Source organism: Bradyrhizobium barranii subsp. apii (assembly GCF_011516635.5).
In the GTDB taxonomy this organism is placed as follows: domain Bacteria; phylum Pseudomonadota; class Alphaproteobacteria; order Rhizobiales; family Xanthobacteraceae; genus Bradyrhizobium; species Bradyrhizobium barranii.
This window is the reverse complement of record NZ_CP096255.1, coordinates 671,585-690,587: the sequence shown is the minus strand read 5'-3', so window position 1 is coordinate 690,587 and position 19,003 is coordinate 671,585. Positions and strand designations below refer to the sequence as shown.

General features: G+C 64.7%; 17 protein-coding genes and 2 pseudogenes. 9 read left to right on the top strand and 10 right to left on the bottom strand.

Features of this window, described 5'->3' with window-relative positions:
• Positions 1–4: 4 nt before the first annotated feature.
• On the bottom strand, positions 5–898 hold the full coding sequence (locus HAP41_RS03210; protein ID WP_166057969.1) for a LysR family transcriptional regulator: 894 nt from the start codon (positions 896–898) through the stop codon (positions 5–7).
• Between the two features lie 116 nt (positions 899–1,014).
• Between HAP41_RS03210 and HAP41_RS03205 the strand changes: the two genes are divergently transcribed.
• From HAP41_RS03205 to HAP41_RS03190, 4 genes and pseudogenes are all read left to right on the top strand, one after another.
• Entirely contained in the window at positions 1,015–2,655 is a 1,641-nt protein-coding gene (locus HAP41_RS03205; RefSeq protein ID WP_166057970.1) for an FAD-dependent oxidoreductase, read from the top strand.
• A 79-nt stretch (positions 2,656–2,734) separates the two neighbouring features.
• Positions 2,735–3,715 (top strand): Bug family tripartite tricarboxylate transporter substrate binding protein, encoded by a 981-nt coding sequence (locus HAP41_RS03200; protein WP_166057971.1) that lies wholly within the window; start codon positions 2,735–2,737, stop codon positions 3,713–3,715.
• A gap of 122 nt (positions 3,716–3,837) precedes the next feature.
• Positions 3,838–4,794 (top strand): prolyl aminopeptidase, encoded by a 957-nt coding sequence (pip, locus tag HAP41_RS03195; RefSeq protein WP_166057972.1) that lies wholly within the window; start codon positions 3,838–3,840, stop codon positions 4,792–4,794.
• 163 nt (positions 4,795–4,957) lie between these two features.
• Positions 4,958–5,092 (top strand): annotated as a pseudogene (locus HAP41_RS03190) (IS5/IS1182 family transposase); the annotation flags it as partial.
• A 17-nt stretch (positions 5,093–5,109) separates the two neighbouring features.
• On the opposite strand, the gene HAP41_RS03185 reads toward HAP41_RS03190, so the two are convergent.
• Together HAP41_RS03185 and HAP41_RS03180 are read right to left on the bottom strand one after the other, a co-directional pair.
• A complete protein-coding gene (locus tag HAP41_RS03185; RefSeq protein WP_166057973.1) occupies positions 5,110–5,505 on the bottom strand; it encodes a VOC family protein in 396 nt (131 codons plus the stop codon).
• A 412-nt stretch (positions 5,506–5,917) separates the two neighbouring features.
• Positions 5,918–6,115: a hypothetical protein gene (locus HAP41_RS03180; RefSeq protein ID WP_166057974.1), complete on the bottom strand. Its 198-nt coding sequence runs from the start codon at positions 6,113–6,115 to the stop codon at positions 5,918–5,920.
• A gap of 182 nt (positions 6,116–6,297) precedes the next feature.
• Here HAP41_RS03180 and HAP41_RS03175 point away from each other — a divergent pair, with 182 nt between their 5' ends.
• Together HAP41_RS03175 and HAP41_RS03170 are read left to right on the top strand one after the other, a co-directional pair.
• Complete coding sequence (locus HAP41_RS03175; RefSeq protein WP_166057975.1) at positions 6,298–7,455, top strand: DUF2157 domain-containing protein; 1,158 nt, start codon at positions 6,298–6,300, stop codon at positions 7,453–7,455.
• A complete protein-coding gene (locus HAP41_RS03170; RefSeq protein WP_166058015.1) occupies positions 7,452–8,066 on the top strand; it encodes a GDYXXLXY domain-containing protein in 615 nt (204 codons plus the stop codon). Before HAP41_RS03175 ends, HAP41_RS03170 begins: the two co-directional genes overlap by 4 nt.
• Before the next feature lie 7 nt (positions 8,067–8,073).
• Here the strand turns inward: HAP41_RS03170 and HAP41_RS03165 are convergent, their stop codons facing one another.
• Complete coding sequence (locus HAP41_RS03165) at positions 8,074–9,432, bottom strand: aminotransferase-like domain-containing protein (protein WP_166105244.1); 1,359 nt, start codon at positions 9,430–9,432, stop codon at positions 8,074–8,076.
• A 161-nt stretch (positions 9,433–9,593) separates the two neighbouring features.
• Here HAP41_RS03165 and HAP41_RS03160 point away from each other — a divergent pair, with 161 nt between their 5' ends.
• Positions 9,594–10,454, top strand: coding sequence for a DMT family transporter (locus HAP41_RS03160; protein WP_166058025.1), 861 nt, complete (start codon positions 9,594–9,596; stop codon positions 10,452–10,454).
• A 675-nt stretch (positions 10,455–11,129) separates the two neighbouring features.
• Here HAP41_RS03160 and HAP41_RS03150 read toward each other — a convergent pair.
• Positions 11,130–12,344 (bottom strand): EAL domain-containing response regulator, encoded by a 1,215-nt coding sequence (locus HAP41_RS03150; RefSeq protein ID WP_014490558.1) that lies wholly within the window; start codon positions 12,342–12,344, stop codon positions 11,130–11,132.
• A gap of 821 nt (positions 12,345–13,165) precedes the next feature.
• Positions 13,166–14,329, bottom strand: a complete 1,164-nt coding sequence (locus HAP41_RS03145; protein ID WP_166058152.1) for a hypothetical protein — start codon at positions 14,327–14,329, stop codon at positions 13,166–13,168.
• Between the two features lie 340 nt (positions 14,330–14,669).
• Here HAP41_RS03145 and HAP41_RS03140 point away from each other — a divergent pair, with 340 nt between their 5' ends.
• Positions 14,670–15,293 (top strand): helix-turn-helix domain-containing protein, encoded by a 624-nt coding sequence (locus tag HAP41_RS03140; RefSeq protein WP_166058165.1) that lies wholly within the window; start codon positions 14,670–14,672, stop codon positions 15,291–15,293.
• A gap of 63 nt (positions 15,294–15,356) precedes the next feature.
• On the opposite strand, the gene HAP41_RS03135 is transcribed toward HAP41_RS03140, so the two are convergent.
• The 4 genes and pseudogenes from HAP41_RS03135 to HAP41_RS03120 all read right to left on the bottom strand — a co-directional run bounded on the left by HAP41_RS03135 (position 15,357) and on the right by HAP41_RS03120 (position 17,907).
• On the bottom strand, positions 15,357–15,605 hold the full coding sequence (locus tag HAP41_RS03135) for a hypothetical protein (RefSeq protein ID WP_085399682.1): 249 nt from the start codon (positions 15,603–15,605) through the stop codon (positions 15,357–15,359).
• 171 nt (positions 15,606–15,776) lie between these two features.
• Positions 15,777–16,154, bottom strand: a complete 378-nt coding sequence (locus tag HAP41_RS03130) for an Hpt domain-containing protein (protein ID WP_166058247.1) — start codon at positions 16,152–16,154, stop codon at positions 15,777–15,779.
• 152 nt (positions 16,155–16,306) lie between these two features.
• Positions 16,307–17,005 (bottom strand): Crp/Fnr family transcriptional regulator, encoded by a 699-nt coding sequence (locus HAP41_RS03125; RefSeq protein WP_175618179.1) that lies wholly within the window; start codon positions 17,003–17,005, stop codon positions 16,307–16,309.
• A gap of 190 nt (positions 17,006–17,195) precedes the next feature.
• Positions 17,196–17,907: pseudogene (locus HAP41_RS03120) on the bottom strand (Crp/Fnr family transcriptional regulator).
• A gap of 499 nt (positions 17,908–18,406) precedes the next feature.
• Here HAP41_RS03120 and HAP41_RS03115 point away from each other — a divergent pair.
• Positions 18,407–18,820 (top strand): response regulator, encoded by a 414-nt coding sequence (locus tag HAP41_RS03115; protein ID WP_166105247.1) that lies wholly within the window; start codon positions 18,407–18,409, stop codon positions 18,818–18,820.
• The last annotated feature ends 183 nt before the right edge of the window (positions 18,821–19,003 follow it).

The following is a 19,003-nucleotide window of genomic DNA, read 5'->3' as shown; positions in this document are numbered from 1 at the left end:
TTGATCACGGCCCCGCCAGCACCGTCCGAGCCGTCGCCACAAACGCCTGCGCCGCCGGCGACAGCGTGCGTCCCTGACGCTGCAGCAACGACACCGGGCGGGTGATCGCCGGGCGTATCAAGGGTCTTGCGATCAGCGTCGGGAATTGGTCGGCTGGCAACATCGTTGCGGGGAGGATGGCGAGGCCGAGGCCTTGGGCTGTCATGGCGAGCGCGGTGTTGATCAGCGTGACCTCATAGGTTGGAGAAAGGTGCTTGCCCTGCGCGCCGAGTGCCTGATCGATCTGCATGCGGATCCGCGTCTCGCGCCGCATCGCGATGGTCGGGCGTTGCGCCAGCTCGTCCCATGTCAACGCGCGCCGCGCGGCGAAGTCGGCGGTGCGACGGCCGATCGCGCTCAGCCGGCCGCGGGTCAGCGTTTCGATCGTCATCTCCGCGAACTCACCCTCGACGCTGCCGATCGCGAACTCGGCATCGGTTGCGATCAGGCGCGGAACGAGGTCGTCGGCGGCGACGTCGCGCATGTCGATGTCGATCTCGGGATGGCCCGCGCGGAATTTCGCGAGAACCTGCGGCAGCAATGCCGAAGCTGCACCCGCCGACGCGACGAACGCGACGCGGCCGGCGCGCGCCTGCGCGAGGTCATGCATGCGCCGTGACAGGCCCAGCGCATCGCTCAACATGCGCTCGGCGGCGTGAAAGGCCTCGTCGGCGGCCAGCGTCGGCTGCACCGAACGCGTGGAGCGGTCGAACAGTTTGACGCCGAGCTGCACTTCGAGCTGCTGGATCAGGAGGCTCGCGGCCGATTGCGTGATGCTCAGCTCGCGGGCGGCCCGCGTGATGCTGCGCGTGCGATACACGCCGGTGAAGGCCCGCAATTGTCGCAAGGTGACATTCATCGGAAATGCTCATGAATTGATGAGTTCTTTCCGACTTATCGCATAAGACGGCCTGCAATAAAATGCATGCTGCGCGGGCAACGAATCCGCGATGATGCAAGGGGATGGAAACGAGCATGAGGACACAGGTGCTGGTCGTGGGCGCCGGGCCCGTGGGACTGACCGCGGCCATGGATCTGGCCTCGCGCGGGATCGACGTCGTCGTTGCGGAGATCCGCCACGCCGGCGATCCGCCCAGCGTCAAATGCAATCACGTCTCGGCGCGCTCGATGGAAATCTTCCGCCGGCTGGGCGTCGCCGCAAAGCTGCGCGACGCGGGCCTGCCCGCGGACTTCCCGAACGATTGCTCCTACCGGACCACGGCGACCGGTATCGAGCTGTGCCGTATCGACATTCCCTCGCGCGCGCGCCGCTACAGCGCCACCGGCGGCCCCGACACCTGGTGGCCGACGCCCGAGCCGCCGCACCGGATCAACCAGGTCTATCTCGAGCCGATCCTGTTCGGCCACGCTGCCGCTCAGCCGCACATCACCATTTTGGCGCGCACGGAAATCACCGATATCGAGCAGGACGACGATCGTGTGGTCGCGCTAGGTCGCAACCTCAACAGCGGAAATTCTCTCCGCATCGAAGCCGACTTCGTGGTCGGCTGCGATGGCAGCCGTTCGCTGGTCCGCAAATCGATCGGCGCCAGCCTGTCCGGCACGCCGGTGATTCAGCGCGTGCAATCGACCTTCATCGAGGCGCCGCAACTGAAGGAGTTGATGGGCGCGCACAAGCCGGCCTGGATGGTGCTCTCGCTCAACCCGCGCCGGTCGGGCACCACCGTTGCGATCGACGGCCACGACCGCTGGCTGATCCACAATTACCTCAAGCCCGACGAGCCCGAATTCGACTCGGTCGATCGCGACTGGTCGATCCGCGCGATCCTCGGCGTCGACGAGCGGTTCAAGTACAAAATCCTCAGCAAGGAGGACTGGGTCGGGCGCCGGCTGGTGGCCGATCGCTTCCGCGACCGCAGGGTCTTCATCTGTGGCGACGCCGCGCATCTGTGGATGCCCTATGCGGGCTACGGCATGAATGCGGGCATTGCTGATGCCGTCGATCTCTGCTGGCAATTGGCGGCGCATCTGAACGGATGGGCGCCGGCTGCGATCCTTGATGCCTATGAGGCGGAGCGCCAGCCCATCACCGACCAGGTGTCGCGCTTTGCCATGGATCACGCGATGAAGATGATGGCGCAGCGCGGCGGCGTGTCCACGGAGATCGAGGATGACACGCCGCGCGGCCACGCGGCGCGCGCTTCGCTTGCGAGAGCAGCCTGCGATCTCAACGTGCAGCAATATTGCTGCGCGGGCCTCAACTTCGGCTACTACTACGATGCCTCGCCGATCATCGCCTATGACGGCGAAACCCCGCCGGACTACGCGATGGGAAGCTTTACGCCCTCCACCGTGCCGGGCGCCCGCGCGCCGCATCTGTTCCTGCGGGACGGACGATCGCTCTACGATGCCTTCGGGGCCGGCTACACATTGCTGCGGTTCGACCCGGCGATCGATGTGGCGCGGCTGCTCTCTGCCGCGGACCAGCGCGGCATGCCGCTCGCGCTGGTCGACATCGCGCCGGACGAGGCGAACGGGGCCTATGCCGAGAAGCTGGTGCTGGCGCGACCCGACCAGCACATCGCCTGGCGCGGGCAGGCCGCGCCCGAAGATCCGCAAGGCTTGCTTGCGCGCATCACTGGTGCTGCGGCGTGATCGAATAGCAGGCTGCCTGCCAACGGCACGGCAGCCTGGTCGTGCCTACAAACAAGAATACGTAATGGGGGAGGAGAAATTGTTTCACGTTGCTAGGCGCCGCATTCTGGCCGTGCTGACGGCCGCCACTTTCGCCGTGTTGCCGCTGGAGGCGGTCGAGGCGGCCTATCCGGAGCAATTGATCAAGATCATCGTGACCTTCCCACCCGGAGGCAGCGCCGACACCGTCATCCGTGCGCTCGAGCCGCTGGTCACCGCCGAGCTCAAGCAGAGCCTGGTGATCGAGAACCGCGCCGGGGCAGGGGGCAATATCGGCATGGCCGCGGTGGCCCAGGCCAAGCCCGACGGCTACACGCTCGGCGTCGCGCCGGCGGGTGCGCTGACGGTGAACCCGCACCTCAATTCGTCGATGCCGTTCGACCCCAAGGATCTCGCGCCGATCACCCTGCTGGCGGAAATTCCCTTTGTGCTGGTCGCGTCCGCGGACGTGCCCGCGCACAATGCCGCAGAGACGATCGCGCTCGCCAAGGCGAAGCCGGGCGCGCTCTCGATCGGGCATGGCGGCAATTCGACCGCGATGCATCTGACGGCCGCGCTGTTCACGCAGAAGGCCGGAATCAGCATGGAACTCGTTCCGTATCGCGGGACGGCGCCGGCAGCGGTTGATGTCCTTGCGGGACACGTCCCCTTCGCGGTGCTGGATATCCCCGCATCGAGGCAACTGATTCTCGAAGGCAAGCTCAACGCCGTCGGCGTCTCCTCGGTGCGTCGCCTCCCATCCTTGCCCGATGTGCCGACCCTTGCCGAGAGCGGTATCGCGGGTTTCGAATCCGTGGGCTGGTTCGGGCTCGTTGCTCCCTCAGGCACGCCTGCGGACATCGTCGCCAGGCTGAACGACGCCTTCGTGAAAGCCCTGAAAGACCCGGTGGTGGCCGAGAAGATCCGGACCCTCGGCGCAGAGCCCGCCCCGACCTCGCCGGAGCAGTTCGGCCGCTTCATTCAGAGCGAGAGCACGAAATGGGGCAAGCTCATCAGCGAGGCAGGCATCAAGGCGAACTAGGCCGTGTACCTATAAACCCGTTGCGACATGTGACTGGTGGCTTCGTCCGCTTTGCTCCTATAACCGAAACCACCATGATCGCGGCGTGCTAATCGAACCTCGTGGTGCCAAACGGAGGCCGTATGAGTCAGTTGAGGTCCATGTACCCACCCATCGAGCCCTATAGCGCTGGCACCCTCGACGTTGGAGAAGGTCACCGGGTTTATTACGAACGGGTGGGGACGCCGGGCGCGAAGCCGGCGGTCTTCCTGCACGGCGGACCGGGCGGAGGTTTGTCTCCTGAACATAGGCGTCTGTTTGATCCCAATCGATATGATGTCATGCTCTTCGATCAGCGAGGATGTGGGCAATCAACTCCGTATGCGGGGCTCGAAGCGAATACGACTTGGCATTTGGTATCGGACATCGAGCGCTTGCGTGAACTTGCAGGCGTCGACAAATGGCTCGTGTTCGGTGGCTCGTGGGGATCGACTCTCGCGTTAGCTTATGCAGAAACGCATCCCGACCGCGTCAGCGAGCTTGTTCTCCGTGGCGTCTACACCGTCACCAAGGCGGAGCTGCAATGGTACTATCAGTTCGGCGTCTCAGAGATCTTTCCGGAGAAGTGGGAAAAGTTCCAGGCACCGATACCTCTGAGCGAGCGAGGCGACATGATCGCGGCGTATCGCAGCCGGCTGACGGGCGACGATCGAGCCATCCAGCTCGAGGCAGCCAAGGCTTGGGCTATTTGGGAGGGCGAAACGATCACGCTGCTGCCTAATCCAGCATTCTCGACATCGTTTGGCGACGACCAATTTGCGCTCGCGTTTGCGCGATTGGAGAACCACTATTTCGTTCACGATTGCTGGCTGGAGGATGGGCAACTTCTTCGCAACGCTCACCGCCTCCGCGGTATCCCGGGAGCCATTGTTCACGGCCGCTACGATATGCCCTGTCCAGCCAGATATGCGTACGCGCTGCATAGGGCGTGGCCTGATGCCGCATTCCATCTGGTCGAGGGTGCAGGTCATGCTTGGTCGGAGCCAGGTATCCTCGATCAACTGGTGCGCGCCACCGATCGCTTCGCGACAGCACTATAAAGAGGGCAACGACGAAGTCGGAATAAATCCGGGCGCAGAAGAGGAGAATCATCCATTAGCGGCGGGCTGGTCTCTGGGGCCGCATCATCGGCACGCTGGGTGCTTGCTACTCCACGTAAAAAGAGCGTCTGCGACACGTCGATTGTCCGCGTGCATCAGCACTGAGCGCTTCTTCAACAGGATCAAGCAATGCCGTCGGGTGGCGACGCGTTATGACAAGCTTGCCGCCAACTATCTCGCCTTCGTCCAACTCGCTTCAATCAGGCTATGGCTTGGCGCTAATGAGTCCACGTCCTAGGCCTTCCTCTCCGCCGCTCAAGCTTGCTTTTTCTGACGGAGCCGTGACGGCCAGCCGATCCTGACCAGGGTCCCGTCCGGGTCCGACAGCGCAAACTCGTACATTCCCCACGGCGTGTCCTCCGGCCCCCGTCCGTTGGCCAACTCGCCCGAAAACTCTCGCGCGAGTTCGTCGACGGCCTCGGTGTAGAGATAGAGACCGAACGGGTTGCGGCCTCTGATCAGCCAGCCTTCGACGGCATCGGTGAGATGGAGATGGCCGCCCTTTCCATCGGAGAGGATGCGATAGCTGTCCTCACCGTCCGCCGGCTTGTCGCCGTCCGCGCGCGTAAAACCGAGCCGGGCGTAGAATTTCTCCGAGGCGTCGAGGTCGTTGCAGGGAAGGATGGACGTCAGTGCGTGAGTTGGCGTCATGCGAATCCCTTTGCGGTAGACTGCCGATACGTGGGGACGGAAGGTTCAAAGTCGTCACGGCCCGCCGTCCCGACCAGCTTGCGTCCTTTTGAAGACGACCTTATAACCTCGCGCAGGTGCCGAAGGGGCGCCTTCCCGCACAAGAGGCTCTCACCCTTCGAGAGGTTGTCCGTTTTCTTCCGGCGATACGATCCTTCGATCGGCATCCGGGAAGGCCAACGATGACGAGCCCTTTGTTCGGCAATAGCGGGAGTGTCGGACGCCTCACTGGGGTTGTCATGAACACCGTATTCTCGTCGGGTGCTGCGACGCTCGAATTCCCAAGCACGTGCGATAAGTTGCTGCGTGAAATCAAAATTCGCGCGCGGCTACGCTTGAACGATCTGACCAATGAATCGCCGGATGTCATATTCTACGCACGCTGGATATCGAGGCGGCGACGCTGGGCGTGGCCCGCGAAATGGAAGTTCCCGCGCTCGGGAACGCGCAGACCATCGGGACTGCATTGCAGTCGACCAAAGTACAGCTCGTGATCCTGGACGGCCTGACCCATGAAGCCGAACTGAGTGCGGTCGATCTCGTCCTGCCTCGAGTTCGTCAGTTTCTGCATGGCGGGTCATCATCATGACGGCCGGTGACTTACTCGGGTCGACCGTGAATGCGAAGCCGCTGCCGCCGGGGGACGCGCGCCGGTGCCCTCGCGACCAGAGCGGTGACAGGTTGAACCTGCTACCGTCGCGGCCCGACCAACAGCATCCCGCCAGCCGGCAGGGAGCGAGGTGTTTCACGACGATGTTCGACAAAACCTACCGGCAGCGCCTCGAGGCTGATCTTTCGCAGTGGGAAGCCGACGGCGTGATCGCGCCGGCGGCTGCCACCTCCATCCGCAGCGCGCTGCCGCCGCTCTCGCCCGGCATCAACATCGCCGTCGTCGTTGCCATCGTCGGTGGCCTCTTGATCGCAGCCGCCTTCCTCGCCTTCGTCGCGGCGCACTGGACGGAGATCGCGCGGCTGCTGCGGTTCGCGATCCTGATCGCCGGCATGGTCGTCGCCGGCGGCCTCGGGGCGTGGTTTGCCGCGACGGGCCGCAATATTCTCGCCGATCTCTGTGCGAGCATCGGTGCGATCATCTTTGGCGCGGGCATCGCGCTGGTCGGCCAGATGTATCATCTCGGCGAGGACTTCGCCGGCGGCATGCTGCTGTGGTCGATCGGAGCATTTGCCGCCGCACTGCTGACCGGATCGCGCGGCGCGCTTGCATGGAATTCCCGCGTGGCGGCCCATCTCGTCGCGGTCGCGCTGCTTCCGTGGTGGATCGCGACGTCGCTCCGCTTCGAGCTCGACGGTGCCCAGCCGTCGTTCGTGCTCGCGAACGGCGCCGCCTTGCTGTTCGGCGCCGGGCTCGCGATCGCCGCTGCGCCGTTGCCGAGGGCGCGGCGTCTCGGGACCGTTTTATCGATCTACGGAGCGTTTTCGCTGGCGGCCGTCGCTTGCCTGGAGGTGACAACGGTCGACGACATCAACCGCTTCCGGAACAGCACGGTGCCGGCCCAGCCGCTTTGGGCGATCCTGTGCGGGGCCGCGGGCGTGATCCTCGCGCTTGCGTCCGCCGGGATCACCAGGCGTGCGGGTGAAATCCTTGCGGCATGTTCGATCGGGCTGGTCCTGCTCGCGGCGCCGATCTGGCCGGCATCCACGGCCGGCGAGCCCTGGTTCGCCTATGCCGCGCTGCTCTGCGCCATGCTGTGCCTTGTTGTCTCCGGTGTGCTCGATGATGTGCGTCCGCGAATCGTTGCCGGCTGGCTCGGGATCGCCGGCGTCATCGCGGGCATCACCTGGGCGGTGAAGGGCTCGCTGCTGCGCCGCTCGGCCTTCCTTGCCGCGGCCGGTGTTGTTGCCGTCGTATTTGCCACCGCGCTCAATCGCGCGCTGCCGAGGGCCCAGCGATGATGGAATTGACCGCGTCCGTGACAAGAATCTGGCAGCGCATCCCGAAAGCCGTGCTGTTCGGTGTCGCCGTCCTGCTTCAATGCGCGCTGCTGGTGCTGATGGTCGCCGATCGCATGCAGATCCTGCGCGAAGGTACCGAGGTGACTTTGCAGACGCAGCCGGTCGATCCCCGCGATCTCCTGCGCGGCGACTATGTGGTGCTCCGCTACGACATCTCGCAACTGCCGGCGGGCACGCTCGCCGGCCAGCCGGCGGCCGAGCGCAAGCCCGTCGTGTTCGTCAAGCTCGCGCCGAATGCCAATGGTCTCTACGAGGCCGTCTCGGTGCATGCCGAGCCCGTCACGGTCACGGCTCCCGAAGTGCTGATCCGCGGCCGCGTCTCCTATTACGGCGGAACCTGCGGCTCGGGGCCGCGCGTCTTCTGCGAGAAACTGGCGATCAAATACGGTCTCGAAAGCTATTTCGTGCCGGAAGGCGAGGGAAAGAAGCTCGAGCAGGCCCGCAACCAGCAGAAACTCCGGGTTGTCGCCGCCGTACTCCCCTCAGGCCGCGCCGCCATCAAGCGGCTGCTGCTTGACGGCGAGCCGGTCTATGAGGAGCCGTTGTACTAGGCGCTGATCATTTGGCCTTCAGCGCCCGCCGCAGCACGTCCCACATCCGCGGTTCGCTCATATGCGCCACGTTGAAGCGCAGGAAGTCCGATGCCGTTTGTGACACGCTAAAGACGTTGCCCGGCGCGAGCACCACATCCTCCTCGAGCGCGGCGCGCGCGACGGCGGTGGCATCCTGCCCGCCCGCGAGGCGGCACCAGAGGAAGAAGCCGCCGCGAGGCATCAGCCAGGGCTCGATGCCCAGCGCCTGAAGCTTTCGCGCGACGTCGCGGCGGGTGCGCGTGAGCTTCTGCCTGAGCTCGTCCATGTGCTTGCGATAGCTGCCGCCGGCCAGGACCTTTGCGATGATCTCGGTCGCCACCGGGCTCGGGCCGCCGAAACTGGTCGCGACCTGGAGGTCGACGAGGTGCTCGATCCAGTCGGCTCGCCCTGCGATGTAGCCGCAGCGCACCGAGGCCGACAGCGTCTTGGAAAAGCTGCCGATGCGGATCACGCGGTTCAATCCGTCGAGCGCGGCAAGGCGCGGCGAGCGCTCCGGTTCGAAGTCGCCGAAGATGTCGTCCTCGACGATGGTGAGGTCGTGCGCGGCGGCCGCAGTCAGAAGCCGGTGCGCGGTCTGAAGCGAGATCGTCGCGCCGGTCGGATTGTGCAGCGCTGAATTGGTGATGTAGAGCCGCGGCCGCTCAGTCGCGAGGATCTGCTCGAAGCGCGCGATATCGGGGCCCGACAGCGTAAAGGGCACGCTGACGATCTTCGCCTGATGCGCTCGCAGCAGGGCGCGAAAATTGAAGTAGCAGGGATCGTCGACCAGCACGGTGTCGCCGGGACGGAGCAGGAAGCGGCAGATCAGGTCGGTTGCCTGCGTGCCTGACCCGGTCAACATCAACTGGTTGATCGAGGCCTCGATCGCGTCTTCGGCGAGGCGCGCGAGCAGCAGCCGGCGCAGGGCAGGGGAGCCGCTGGTGCTGCCGTAATTGGTCAAAACGCTCGCGTCGGTGCGGGCAAGCGCGCGGGTGGCGCGGCGCAAGGCCGCCTCCGGCATCCACTCCGGCGGCAGCCAGCCGCAGCCGGGTTTTGGCACGGCATCGTCCGTGTCGAGCGATTGTCGGGAAACCCAGAAGGGATCAACTTCCCGGTCGCGGCGGGGCTCGACTTCGGCCAACGCCAGCGGCGAGGTGACGGCCGATGAGACATAGAAGCCCGAGCCGCGACGGGCGCGGATCAGGCCGTCGGCGGCCAGCCGATCATAGGCTTCGACGACGGTGGACGGCGAAACACCCATTGTCGCGGCAAGGCTGCGGATCGACGGCAGGCGGTCGCCGGCACCGAGTGCGCGGGCCGCGACCTTGGCGCGGATCGCGCCCATCACGTCGCTGGTCCGCGTCCCGCCCCGTCCCTTCGTTTGTGCCTCGCCGCCCAAGGTGTATTACCTTCCATATCCATACAGTTGTGCCGGATTGTACTGGATTGTCGCTGGTCTCGCCACCGGCGACGGCCGATGATCGTGACCCAAAAAGCGAGACGGACATGCAATCTGCAGGCAGTGGCTGGGGCAACGGGCTTCTCGGCGTCATCATCTTCAGCGGCTCGTTGCCGGCGACGCGCGTGGCGGTCGGTGGTTTCTCCGCGCTGTTCCTGACGTCCGCCCGCGCGGTCATCGCGGCCCTGATCGGTGTGGCCGTGCTCTTCCTGCTCCGCCAGGCGCGGCCGCAGCGGAAGGATCTCGTCTCGCTCGCCATCGTCTCCATCGGCGTCGTGGTCGGCTTCCCCCTGCTGACAGCGCTCGCACTCCAGCACATCACCTCTGCGCATTCGATCGTCTTCATCGGGCTCTTGCCGCTGTCGACGGCGATCTTCGCGGTGCTGCGCGGTGGCGAGCGGCCGCAGCCGCTGTTCTGGCTGTTCGCTGTGCTGGGCAGCGCCACGGTCGCGGGCTTTGCCCTGTCGAACGACGGCTCGGCCTCGCTCACCGGCGATCTCCTGATGGTCGCGGCCATCGTGCTGTGCGGGCTCGGCTATGCCGAAGGCGCCGCGCTGTCGCGCCGCCTCGGCGGCTGGCAGGTGATCTCCTGGGCGCTGCTGCTCGCGCTGCCGCTGATGGTGCCGGTTGCGATCCTGACATGGCCGTCGACGTGGAGCGGCGTCGGCGTGCCCGCCTGGATCGGGCTCGCCTACGTCTCCGTCTTCAGCATGTTCGTCGGCTTCATCTTCTGGTACCGGGGCCTTGCGGTCGGCGGTATTGCCCGCGTCGGTCAATTGCAGCAGCTCCAGCCGTTCTTCGGCCTCGCGCTCGCCGGCTTCCTGCTGCACGAGCCGGTCGCATGGAACATGATCGCCGCGACCGCGCTCGTGGTCGTCTGCGTCTTCTTCGCGCGGCGATATGCCTGAGGCGGTGATCGCAGTTCCCGACCAGGGTTGGTGACCTTGATCGAACGCGCTTCCATCTGGTCATTGGCTCGCGACCATCACCTGGCGCGGTCGTTATGCGACCGCCAACGTTGATCTAGATCAACGTCTGTTCTTGCACGCAGTGCCGCACTGGATGGGAGAGTTATCTCCCCGGTGCATCGCGTGCCCTGTTTCGCGATCACAGTGACAGCATCCGCCTGGCTGGTCTGCTCGTTTCGCTGATGGGACGGTGATCGGCATCCTCACGCGACTGACAGAAATCCGCAGAAAGCAAGGGAAGGAGCACGTCATGCGACACGGAACCAAATTTTGGCTAGCCGGCGCCGTTATTGCCTGCGCAGCCATGGGCTCGGTGCAGTGGTCGGAGGAGGATGGTCTTTCATTCTCGGTTCAGAGCGCACAGGCCCGCGTAGGGCGACCAGCGACCCCAGTGAGTGTCGCCGGCGTCGCGCGGCGAACGACGCGTCGCGCCGTAGTCGGTGGAGCGGCCGTAGGCGCCGCTGTCGCGGCACCAACGTGCGCCCGCGTGCTGGTCAATGGCGCGTGGGTCTGTCGCTAGGAAAGCTCTGTCCTTCATGGGGGTGATCGCAGCGATCGCGCTCGTGGTCGTGTGCGTCTTCTTCTTCGCGCGGCGGTTGGCGTGAGGCCTGTGCCTCACGCCTGCCCCATCACCGTCCGCGTCAGCGCACTCCGGGCAAACTTCTTCAGCGGCATCGGCTTGCCGAACAGAAAACCCTGCACGAGGTCGAAGCCGAGCTCGTTGGCGGCGACGAGGTCGGCGCGGCTCTCGACGCCTTCGGCCACGGTGCGCGCGCCGTAGGCGTGCGCGAGCTCGACGATGTGACGGCACACCGTGCGCTTCAGCCGATCGCTGCCGCTGCCGGTGACGAAGTGCCGATCGGCCTTCAGCTTGATGAAGGGAATCTTGTCCAGATCCATCAGTGACGGCCAGTTGGCGCCGAGATTGTCGATCGACAGGCCGATATTGTGCAGGCGCACCTCGCGGGCGACCTCGACGAGGAATTCGAGATCGCGGATCGCCTCCTCGCTGTCGATCTCGATCGTCAGCCCGCCGAAGGCCGGATGCGTCGGCATGCGGCGGCAGAGATCGCGCACCGCCAGCGGCTCCTTCAGATATGACGTCGGCAGGTTGATCGAGAGATCGACCGGGCTCTGCTGCTCCAGGAGATAGTGCCAGTCCTGCAAGGCGCGCTCGATCACGAACTCCGAGAGCTCGCGCAAATGCGGATCGTGCTCTTCGGGGATGAAGTAGGCGGGCGGCACCACGCCCCAGGTCGGATGCCGCATCCGCACCAGCGCCTCGGCGCCGCTGCGGACCAAGGTGCGCGCGTCGATCTTGGGCTGGTACCAGAGCTCGAGCCAGCCGGCGTGAAGGGCCTCGCCGACATACACGGCCGGGCTCGGCGCCGGCTCGTCCGGCAGCAGCATCGCGACGCGCTCGCGCAGCGTCTCGGCGGCAAAGGGCGTGGTCAGTGGCGGCAGCATCGCGAGGCCATACTCCTCGCCGACCTGCTGCACGGCCCTGACGATGATGGACTCGCGGGCGCCGACGGCGAGAACCTTGCCGTCGAAGGCCTCGCGCACCAGCGTCTCCAGAAACGTGCCGGGCTCGATGCCGTCGGCGGCGATGCCGAGCAGGATCAGGTCCGGCAACTCACGGGTCAGCACGGTCTGCAGCTCGTCCGCGCTGGCGCATTCGCTGGTGACGAAACCAAGATCCTCCAGCACCTCGGCGAGGAATGCGCGCAGATGGCGCTTGCCGTCGGCGACGCATGCGCGCGGCGTTACCTTTCGCCGTCCGAAGGTTTTGGGCCTCCGTCCGGCGAGTTCAACAAGTTCATCGTTCATCGCAAACCACTCCCGTTCCGCGACAGGTGTTAGCGATGGGAGCAGTTTCAAATATGGAGAGCTTCAGTCGATTGTTGAATTATCTGGGTAACGTTAAAGCCCGCATCACGTCTAAAATTGTCTGGATCTTCTTCCGGAAGTTTTTACGTCTGCCCGCGCGTCGCGCGCGGGCGTGCGGCAATCCCGCGCAATTTTTGCAAGACGCGGCTTCGCTGCGAACACGCGCGCTGTCCTGTAATCGGACGAGGTCGCGCGCACTTCGCCCAATTGAATAATGGACGCCTCAATTGCCTGTGGCCGTGGCGTGCTGGGTCATGCAGTACCAGCTCGCGACCGCGACTCAGGACGGGAAACGCCTTGTAGAATCCGTGCTTGTCGAGCTGCGCGTTCAGCTCGTTCAACGCGCTACGAACCGCTCGCGTTTGGCCCGGCGCTGGCGCGCGCGTGCAATGCCGCCATCGTCGATGTCCGCCGGTTCGATCTCATCGCAACCTCCTTCCCGTCGCTCTTGCGGTGCATCGCAGGATCGACGCGACGGCAGCGATGGGAGAGTTCATTTTCACGCGATGCGCGCATGTTCCATGGTTTACGCGTGACAGTTCTGCGACAACGCGGCCGGCTGCGGCGGCGCAAATGTGAAGCACATCACATGTGTCTTGCTGCACCTGCGCTATTGCTGTGCGTAGCCGGTGGTGGGCTGTCGAGGATTACAGCAATGACGACGCGGCGATTGATGTATTGGTGGTTCAGATTCGTTCTGTCAGGGCGATTTACCGATCGCTTCCTGTGCCTGCCGCGGGCGGAGTAGCCGCGCCGCAATATCAGGTCTGTCCGATCAATTTGCGAAACGCCGCCGCGCCGTCCTGCACGGCGTCGCGTCCCTTCCAGGCCAGATAGGACAGCTTGCCACCGAGCGTGTCGTGGCTGCGCAGCCGGCGCGAGCCGAGAATGTGGCCGACATTGGAGGGGAAGCGGCTCACCTCGGCGGACACCAGCGCCGCGATCGCATCCATCAATTGCTGGAGCCGGACGCCCCATTCGCAACCCTCGATGCCGTCGATGCGGACCTTGAGCGCATATTCGGTGTCGTAGATGTCGGCGAGCAGGTCGCGGGCGACCAGCACGCGGTTGTGCTTGAGCGCCACCCGCAGGGCGAGCCGCTTGTCGTCGAGCCGGTCGAGCACCATGGGAACGACGCAGGCATAGGGCGTGGCGGCGACGTCGGACACGCTCTTGCTCGCGGCGGTCCTGGTGGCAAGGCGCATCAGTTCCCAGGACGTCTTCAGGCGCCTTGCCACCAGCGCCAGCGCAAAGTGCAGCGCGTCCGGGTGGGACTTCCTGAAGGCATCGAGTTGCGCGGTGATCTGGGCAACCTGGCCGTCGTCGAATTTCGCGATCTTCTCAGGCAGCTTTTCGTTGAACTTCGGCAGCGCGTCGCCGGCGCGCAGCACCTGCTGCATTTTCCTCACGTCGTCGAAGGCGGTGCGCGAGGCCGTGTATTGCGTGAGCTTGGCGCGTGCGAACTCGGTGCTCTCCGCCGATGCGAGGGTGTTCTCGAGGACCTTGAGGACCTTGGTCTGGAAGATCGACGCGGTTTTCAGCACTTCCTTCGGGTTGTTGGCGGTGACCTGGTCGTTGATCGCCTTGATGTAGTCGCGCGCCATGGTCGGCAGCAGGTCGCGGCAGATCCACTCCCAGATCGGCGTGAGCGTGTTGCGTGAAATCCGCCCCGCATTGGCATGCTCGGGTGCGCCGTCGATCAGGAGCAGTTCGAGCGGCGCGAAGAAATAGCGCGAGGGACTGGTGGCGCGTGCCTGGGTCGATCCGTCCTTGCGGAACTCGGCGCGCAACTTCGCCTGGATGTCGGACGAGCCCGGCATGTCGATGCCGCACAGTTCGAGCCGCTCGAGCTCGCTGAGCAGACAGCTGCGCGAGAGCGGCGTCAGCCTCTGCAAGAACTCGGACAGCCGATCGATCTCGTTCATGGCACGCAATCTTCCGCAGCGTTTCCCGCAGGCCTACCGGCCTCATGCGTGGAGGCATTTGCGCGCTCTCAATCGTGACCAAGAGAAGCAAGTCATTGTTAATTTATCCGTAAAAACCGGGAGGCGCGGGCGCCCGCTGGGGAGCGTTGGTTAAGGAGGCATTTCGTCGCCTGCTCAAGTTTTGGGCGAAAACCTCAACCTACGCGCGGTCGATTGCGTGAGTACTCAAGCATAAATTGTGCCTGCGCCGGTATTTCAGCACAAAACTGCCAAAATTACCGTAGTCTTACGGAGCAAAAAGTTAACCACAGACCGGCCTCGGTTCCGCTAAACGAGTCACATGGGGCCACAGAACGATACGGCCACCGATTCGCGGCCGTCGGAATGGTTCGAAAGCAGCTCTGCTCCGACCGAAGAGCTCGATTTCGCCCGCCTGAACGCGGTCCGCGCCAAGGCCGCCGACGAGATGGCCAGCGCCATCGCCCGCGAGCTCAATGGCCCCCTGACCGCGCTCCTGCTCTACATGGGCGAGATCAAGCACCACAGCGACCAGCTCGCGCCGGTTACGGCCGATCGGGCCTATTTGCAGCGCGTGGTGGAGAATGCGCTGGCGCAGACCGAACGTGTCTGCGGCGTGGTCAAGCAGCTTGCCGGTCCTCACAGGGATGCCCTGCCGATCCCGTCCAGGACCGAGGGCGCCGAATTGAACGCCGCCCGCGCACAGCAAGCGCAGCGCGTGCCGGGCACCGAGTTGCTGGGCCTGTCGGGCCAGAAGCGGCTGACCAAGCGCGAACGCGAGGTGCTGAGGCTGATCAGCGAGGGCTACTCGAACAAGCAGGGCGCGCTGCGGATGCAGATCAGCCCGCGCACGTTCGAGAGCCATCGCGCCGAGGCGATGCGCAAGCTCGGCGCGCGCAACACCGCGGACCTTGTCCGTGCGGCGCTGCTGCATTCGATCGATTGAGGTCCTGTCCTGCGCCGCCGGGCGGGCGATCAAGCCTGAGAATGGCTTGGGGACCCGATGGGCTCAGAGATAATCCTCGGCGAAAGGGCGTACCCGCGACGGCGGCCGCAGCGACTTGGGCTCTTCCTTCGGCGCGCTCGGAATGATCGTGATGGTCCAGCGCGGCGGCATGCTCGATTCCTGCTCCAGCACCGAGCGAACGAAACCAGTCACCGTCGCCTCGCCATCCTTCACCGTCGCGGTCCTGCCGTTGAACTGTGCGATGCGGAAGCGACGGACCTCTTTCTGATCCGCAGTCTCATAGGTGAACATGGAAACCCTCCTGGTTTCCGGCGACTATCGCCACCTATGATTAGCCATCTGTGAAAATCCCAAACCGTAGAAGTACGGCGGGCTTGGCGCGGTTTTGGTCAGAGCGTTTTCGAGCGAAGTGGATAGGGTTTGCGCAAGCCCCGCTCCGATTCCATCGAAACGAAAAAGGTTCTAGCCCTGCGGCTCCTGCGCGCGCGCGGCGGCGTAGGCGGCATCCATCAGGTCGAGGAGACCGTGGAATTCGGCCTCGCCAAGCCTCTCCGCGGTCTGCTCCAGCCGCAGCGCCAGCGCCGCAAGCCTGACATAGCCGAACGTTCCGGCCGCGCTCTTCAGCGAATGCGCTTCGCGGGTGATCCTGGCGAGGTGCCGCGCGAGCGAGAGCGTGCGGAACAGCTGCAGGCGCGCGCAGGTCTCGCTCCAGAACACGTCACGGACTTCACAGGCCCCGTCCTCGCCGATCTCCCGCACCAGCGCTTCGTACGCACCCGGCTCGCGGGCGGGCGCAGCATCGAGCGCTTTTGGCGTCGGCGCGGCGGTCACTTCAAACATGGCTTTGGCCTGTCCTGGTCACGGTTCGTCTGCCGCGCGGCCTGTACGGCGCGAGGCACGCTCCGTGTCTACGGCATCGGAATTTCAGTTCCGGTAGCAGGACGATCCGTGTTTGCAGGCCGGCGTTAGCCGCCGGTTTACCAAGGCGCCGGTCAGCGCGGGCCGAGCAGCCGGTCGTACTGCGCCTTCACGGTGGCGTAGCATTCGCACGCCGTCTGGCGCAGGCCGTCCAGGTTGAGGATCTGGATGTGCCCGCGGCTGTAGTGGATGAAATTGGCGTGTTGCAAAGTATTGGCGACCAGCGACACGCTGTTGCGGCGCGCCCCGATCATCTGCGCCATCGCCTCCTGGGTCAGCAGCAGCCGGTAGTCGCCCGACAGGTCATGGGTGTGCAGCAGGCAACGCGACAGCCGCGATTCCACCGGATGGGCGGCGTTGCAGCCCGCGGTCTGCTGGACCTGTGCGTAGACGGCCAGCCCGTGACGGGTGAGCAGCGTCCGCAAGGTGCTGCTCTGGTCGGCCGCGTCGCGCAGCCGGTCGAGGTCCATCACGGAGGCGGCACCGGGGACCAGCACGATTGCCGTGTTCAGCGCGCAGGCATCGCCCATGGTCGAGAGCGTTCCGAGCAGGCTGTCGCGGCCGACCATGGCGACCTGCACATGCTCGCCCTTGGCGAGTTTCACCACCAGCGAGATGACGCCGCGGTGGGGAAAGTAGGCGCGTTTGAGCGTCTCGCCGGTCTCCACCAGGATCGCTTCGTGCGGCAGATCGATCATGCGCAAATGCGGGCGGATCAATTCGTAATCCTCCGCCGACAGTGCGGACAGGAAACCGTTGGATGGGCGCACCATCGTTTCCAAGACTGCCTCCGTCTCGTCAGCCCCCGAACTCGAAGCGAACGGGCTGCTCGCTGCCGGATAAGTTTGATCATGTTCTCGTCGGGATATATTGGCAATTGGGACAAGATGTCCGGTTGCGATGGCGCCCCCGCTGCATTGTGTGCACACCGGCATGCAGCAGGCCGGTTGCGCCGGGCTATCTTCACCGCGGGGCTCCCAGCAGGCGGGCGTGGCAGCCCTTCACCGCCGCATAGCAGTCGCAGGACCTCGTCTCCAATGCGTGCGTCGTCGACGATCGCGATCTGGCCGCGGGTGTAGTGAATGATGCCGGCGCGCTGGAGCGCATTTGCGACGAGGGAAATCGCGTTGCGCCGTACGCCCATCATCTGCGCCAGCGTCTCCTGTGTCAGCGGAAGGAACTTGCTATCGGACAGGTCACGGGCACGCAGGAGCCAACGCGCCAGTCGCGCTTCGACCGGGTGCACCGTATTGCACAGCACCGATTGCTGCGCATGCGCGAGCAGCGCCTGCTCGTGGCGGATCATCAGGCCGCGAAACTGCGCGCTTGCGGCCGCCACCGCCCGGAAGGCCGCGATTTCGAGCACAGACGCAGTCCCGGGGAAGAGCACGGCGGCATCCGTCGGTGCGATGCCGTCGGCAAGGGCGGCGCCGGCGCCGACGGCGCTGTCGCGGCCCAGCATCGCGACCTCGATCATCTGTCCCTCGGAGAGACCCACCGTGATCGAAACGGATCCGCCGTGCGGGAAGTAGACATGTCGCAGCGCGGCGCCTGCCTCGGCCAAGACAGATTCCCTGACCATTTCGACTGTCGCGAGATGGGGGCGCAGCAGATCGAAATCGGCGACGCCGAGCATTTGCAGCAACTGGTTGGACGGGTGGCCGCTCGCGGTCATGCAGGTCTATCCGGCGCGTTCATTGGTACGATCGGGCGCCGCGCTCTGTGCGTCATCCAGTTGCACGGCGACCAAAACATATCGTAAAGGTTGTGGTGCCGTCCATATACCCGTTGGGGGGCAGACAGGCTGCGGCATTTGCGGCGGAAATTGAGAATCGCACGCTGATCCGCGCGCTAATTAGGGGTGTCCGTCCTGCGCCAGGCGGCAGGAAAAAGCGGCAAGAGGGCTGTCGTGAGCCGCTAGCATCGCATCTGCGCCGCCATCGGACGCCGGCCGGCACCTGCGGCTTCCCCTCAAGCGCGCATTCTCGCCATCCGGGACTGGTCTGCGCGACTTCGCGACGCCGCGACTGTCGCACCACTTGCGCCTGATTTCCCGACAGGACCGTTGACGCTTGCGGCCATCAATGTTTCGACCCCAGCCAGAGGAGAACGGCGTGCCCCGCGGTTTGATGTTTGAATCGCCGAGACGGGAAACTCAAACGGGGACGGCAGATATGCACCATATTCTCGTTGTCGACGACAACCCGATGGTGTGCATGGCGATCGAGATCTATCTTCAGCGGAATCATTTCCGGGTGACGATTGCCGACGGAGGAGAAGCCGGCCTCTGCGCTCTCGAGAACGAACAGGTCGATCTGATGATGATCGACATCTTCATGCCGCACATGCGGGGGTTCGAGTCGATCCGGATCTTCCACGAGCACGCGCCGGCCATTCCGCTGATTGCGATGTCCGGCTACGCCTTCGCAAATTTGAACGCGCCCGCACCCGACTTCCTCCGGATGGCGCTCGAGCTCGGCGCTGCGCGTTGCCTTCGCAAGCCGTTTACACCGGATGCGTTACTCGCTGCCATCAAGGATTGCCTTGCGGAGCATCGTGCTGTCTCAGCAATTGGGTTAGCGCGGTAGCAATCGCGGCGGCCGCGAAATAAGCGTCCGTTTACCGCAAGCGCAGCTGTTGCGGATTGAGCAGGCGAGCAGCGGGCGGCGGTGTGAGCGATTCTGATTGCGCGTGATTTGATTCAATTCGCGCGGCCCGTGCATATCGTCCTTCGCCGACGGGATTTTTTGCGCACGTCGCAGTGTTGTTAT

Excerpts from the sequence above, each read along its gene's own strand:
- HAP41_RS03185 (WP_166057973.1), bottom strand. The coding sequence starts at position 5,505 with ATGACGCCAACTCACGCACTGACGTCCATCCTTCCCTGCAACGACCTC.
- HAP41_RS03150 (WP_014490558.1), bottom strand. The coding sequence starts at position 12,344 with ATGAACGATGAACTTGTTGAACTCGCCGGACGGAGGCCCAAAACCTTC.
- HAP41_RS03170 (WP_166058015.1), top strand. The coding sequence starts at position 7,452 with ATGATGGAATTGACCGCGTCCGTGACAAGAATCTGGCAGCGCATCCCG.
- HAP41_RS03130 (WP_166058247.1), bottom strand. The coding sequence starts at position 16,154 with ATGTTTGAAGTGACCGCCGCGCCGACGCCAAAAGCGCTCGATGCTGCG.
- HAP41_RS03135 (WP_085399682.1), bottom strand. The coding sequence starts at position 15,605 with ATGTTCACCTATGAGACTGCGGATCAGAAAGAGGTCCGTCGCTTCCGC.
- HAP41_RS03160 (WP_166058025.1), top strand. The coding sequence starts at position 9,594 with ATGCAATCTGCAGGCAGTGGCTGGGGCAACGGGCTTCTCGGCGTCATC.
- HAP41_RS03175 (WP_166057975.1), top strand. The coding sequence starts at position 6,298 with ATGTTCGACAAAACCTACCGGCAGCGCCTCGAGGCTGATCTTTCGCAG.
- HAP41_RS03115 (WP_166105247.1), top strand. The coding sequence starts at position 18,407 with ATGCACCATATTCTCGTTGTCGACGACAACCCGATGGTGTGCATGGCG.
- HAP41_RS03145 (WP_166058152.1), bottom strand. The coding sequence starts at position 14,329 with ATGAACGAGATCGATCGGCTGTCCGAGTTCTTGCAGAGGCTGACGCCG.
- HAP41_RS03205 (WP_166057970.1), top strand. The coding sequence starts at position 1,015 with ATGAGGACACAGGTGCTGGTCGTGGGCGCCGGGCCCGTGGGACTGACC.
- HAP41_RS03140 (WP_166058165.1), top strand. The coding sequence starts at position 14,670 with ATGGGGCCACAGAACGATACGGCCACCGATTCGCGGCCGTCGGAATGG.
- HAP41_RS03180 (WP_166057974.1), bottom strand. The coding sequence starts at position 6,115 with ATGCAGAAACTGACGAACTCGAGGCAGGACGAGATCGACCGCACTCAG.
- pip (WP_166057972.1), top strand. The coding sequence starts at position 3,838 with ATGAGTCAGTTGAGGTCCATGTACCCACCCATCGAGCCCTATAGCGCT.
- HAP41_RS03125 (WP_175618179.1), bottom strand. The coding sequence starts at position 17,005 with ATGGTGCGCCCATCCAACGGTTTCCTGTCCGCACTGTCGGCGGAGGAT.
- HAP41_RS03165 (WP_166105244.1), bottom strand. The coding sequence starts at position 9,432 with ATGGGCGCGATCCGCGCCAAGGTCGCGGCCCGCGCACTCGGTGCCGGC.
- HAP41_RS03210 (WP_166057969.1), bottom strand. The coding sequence starts at position 898 with ATGAATGTCACCTTGCGACAATTGCGGGCCTTCACCGGCGTGTATCGC.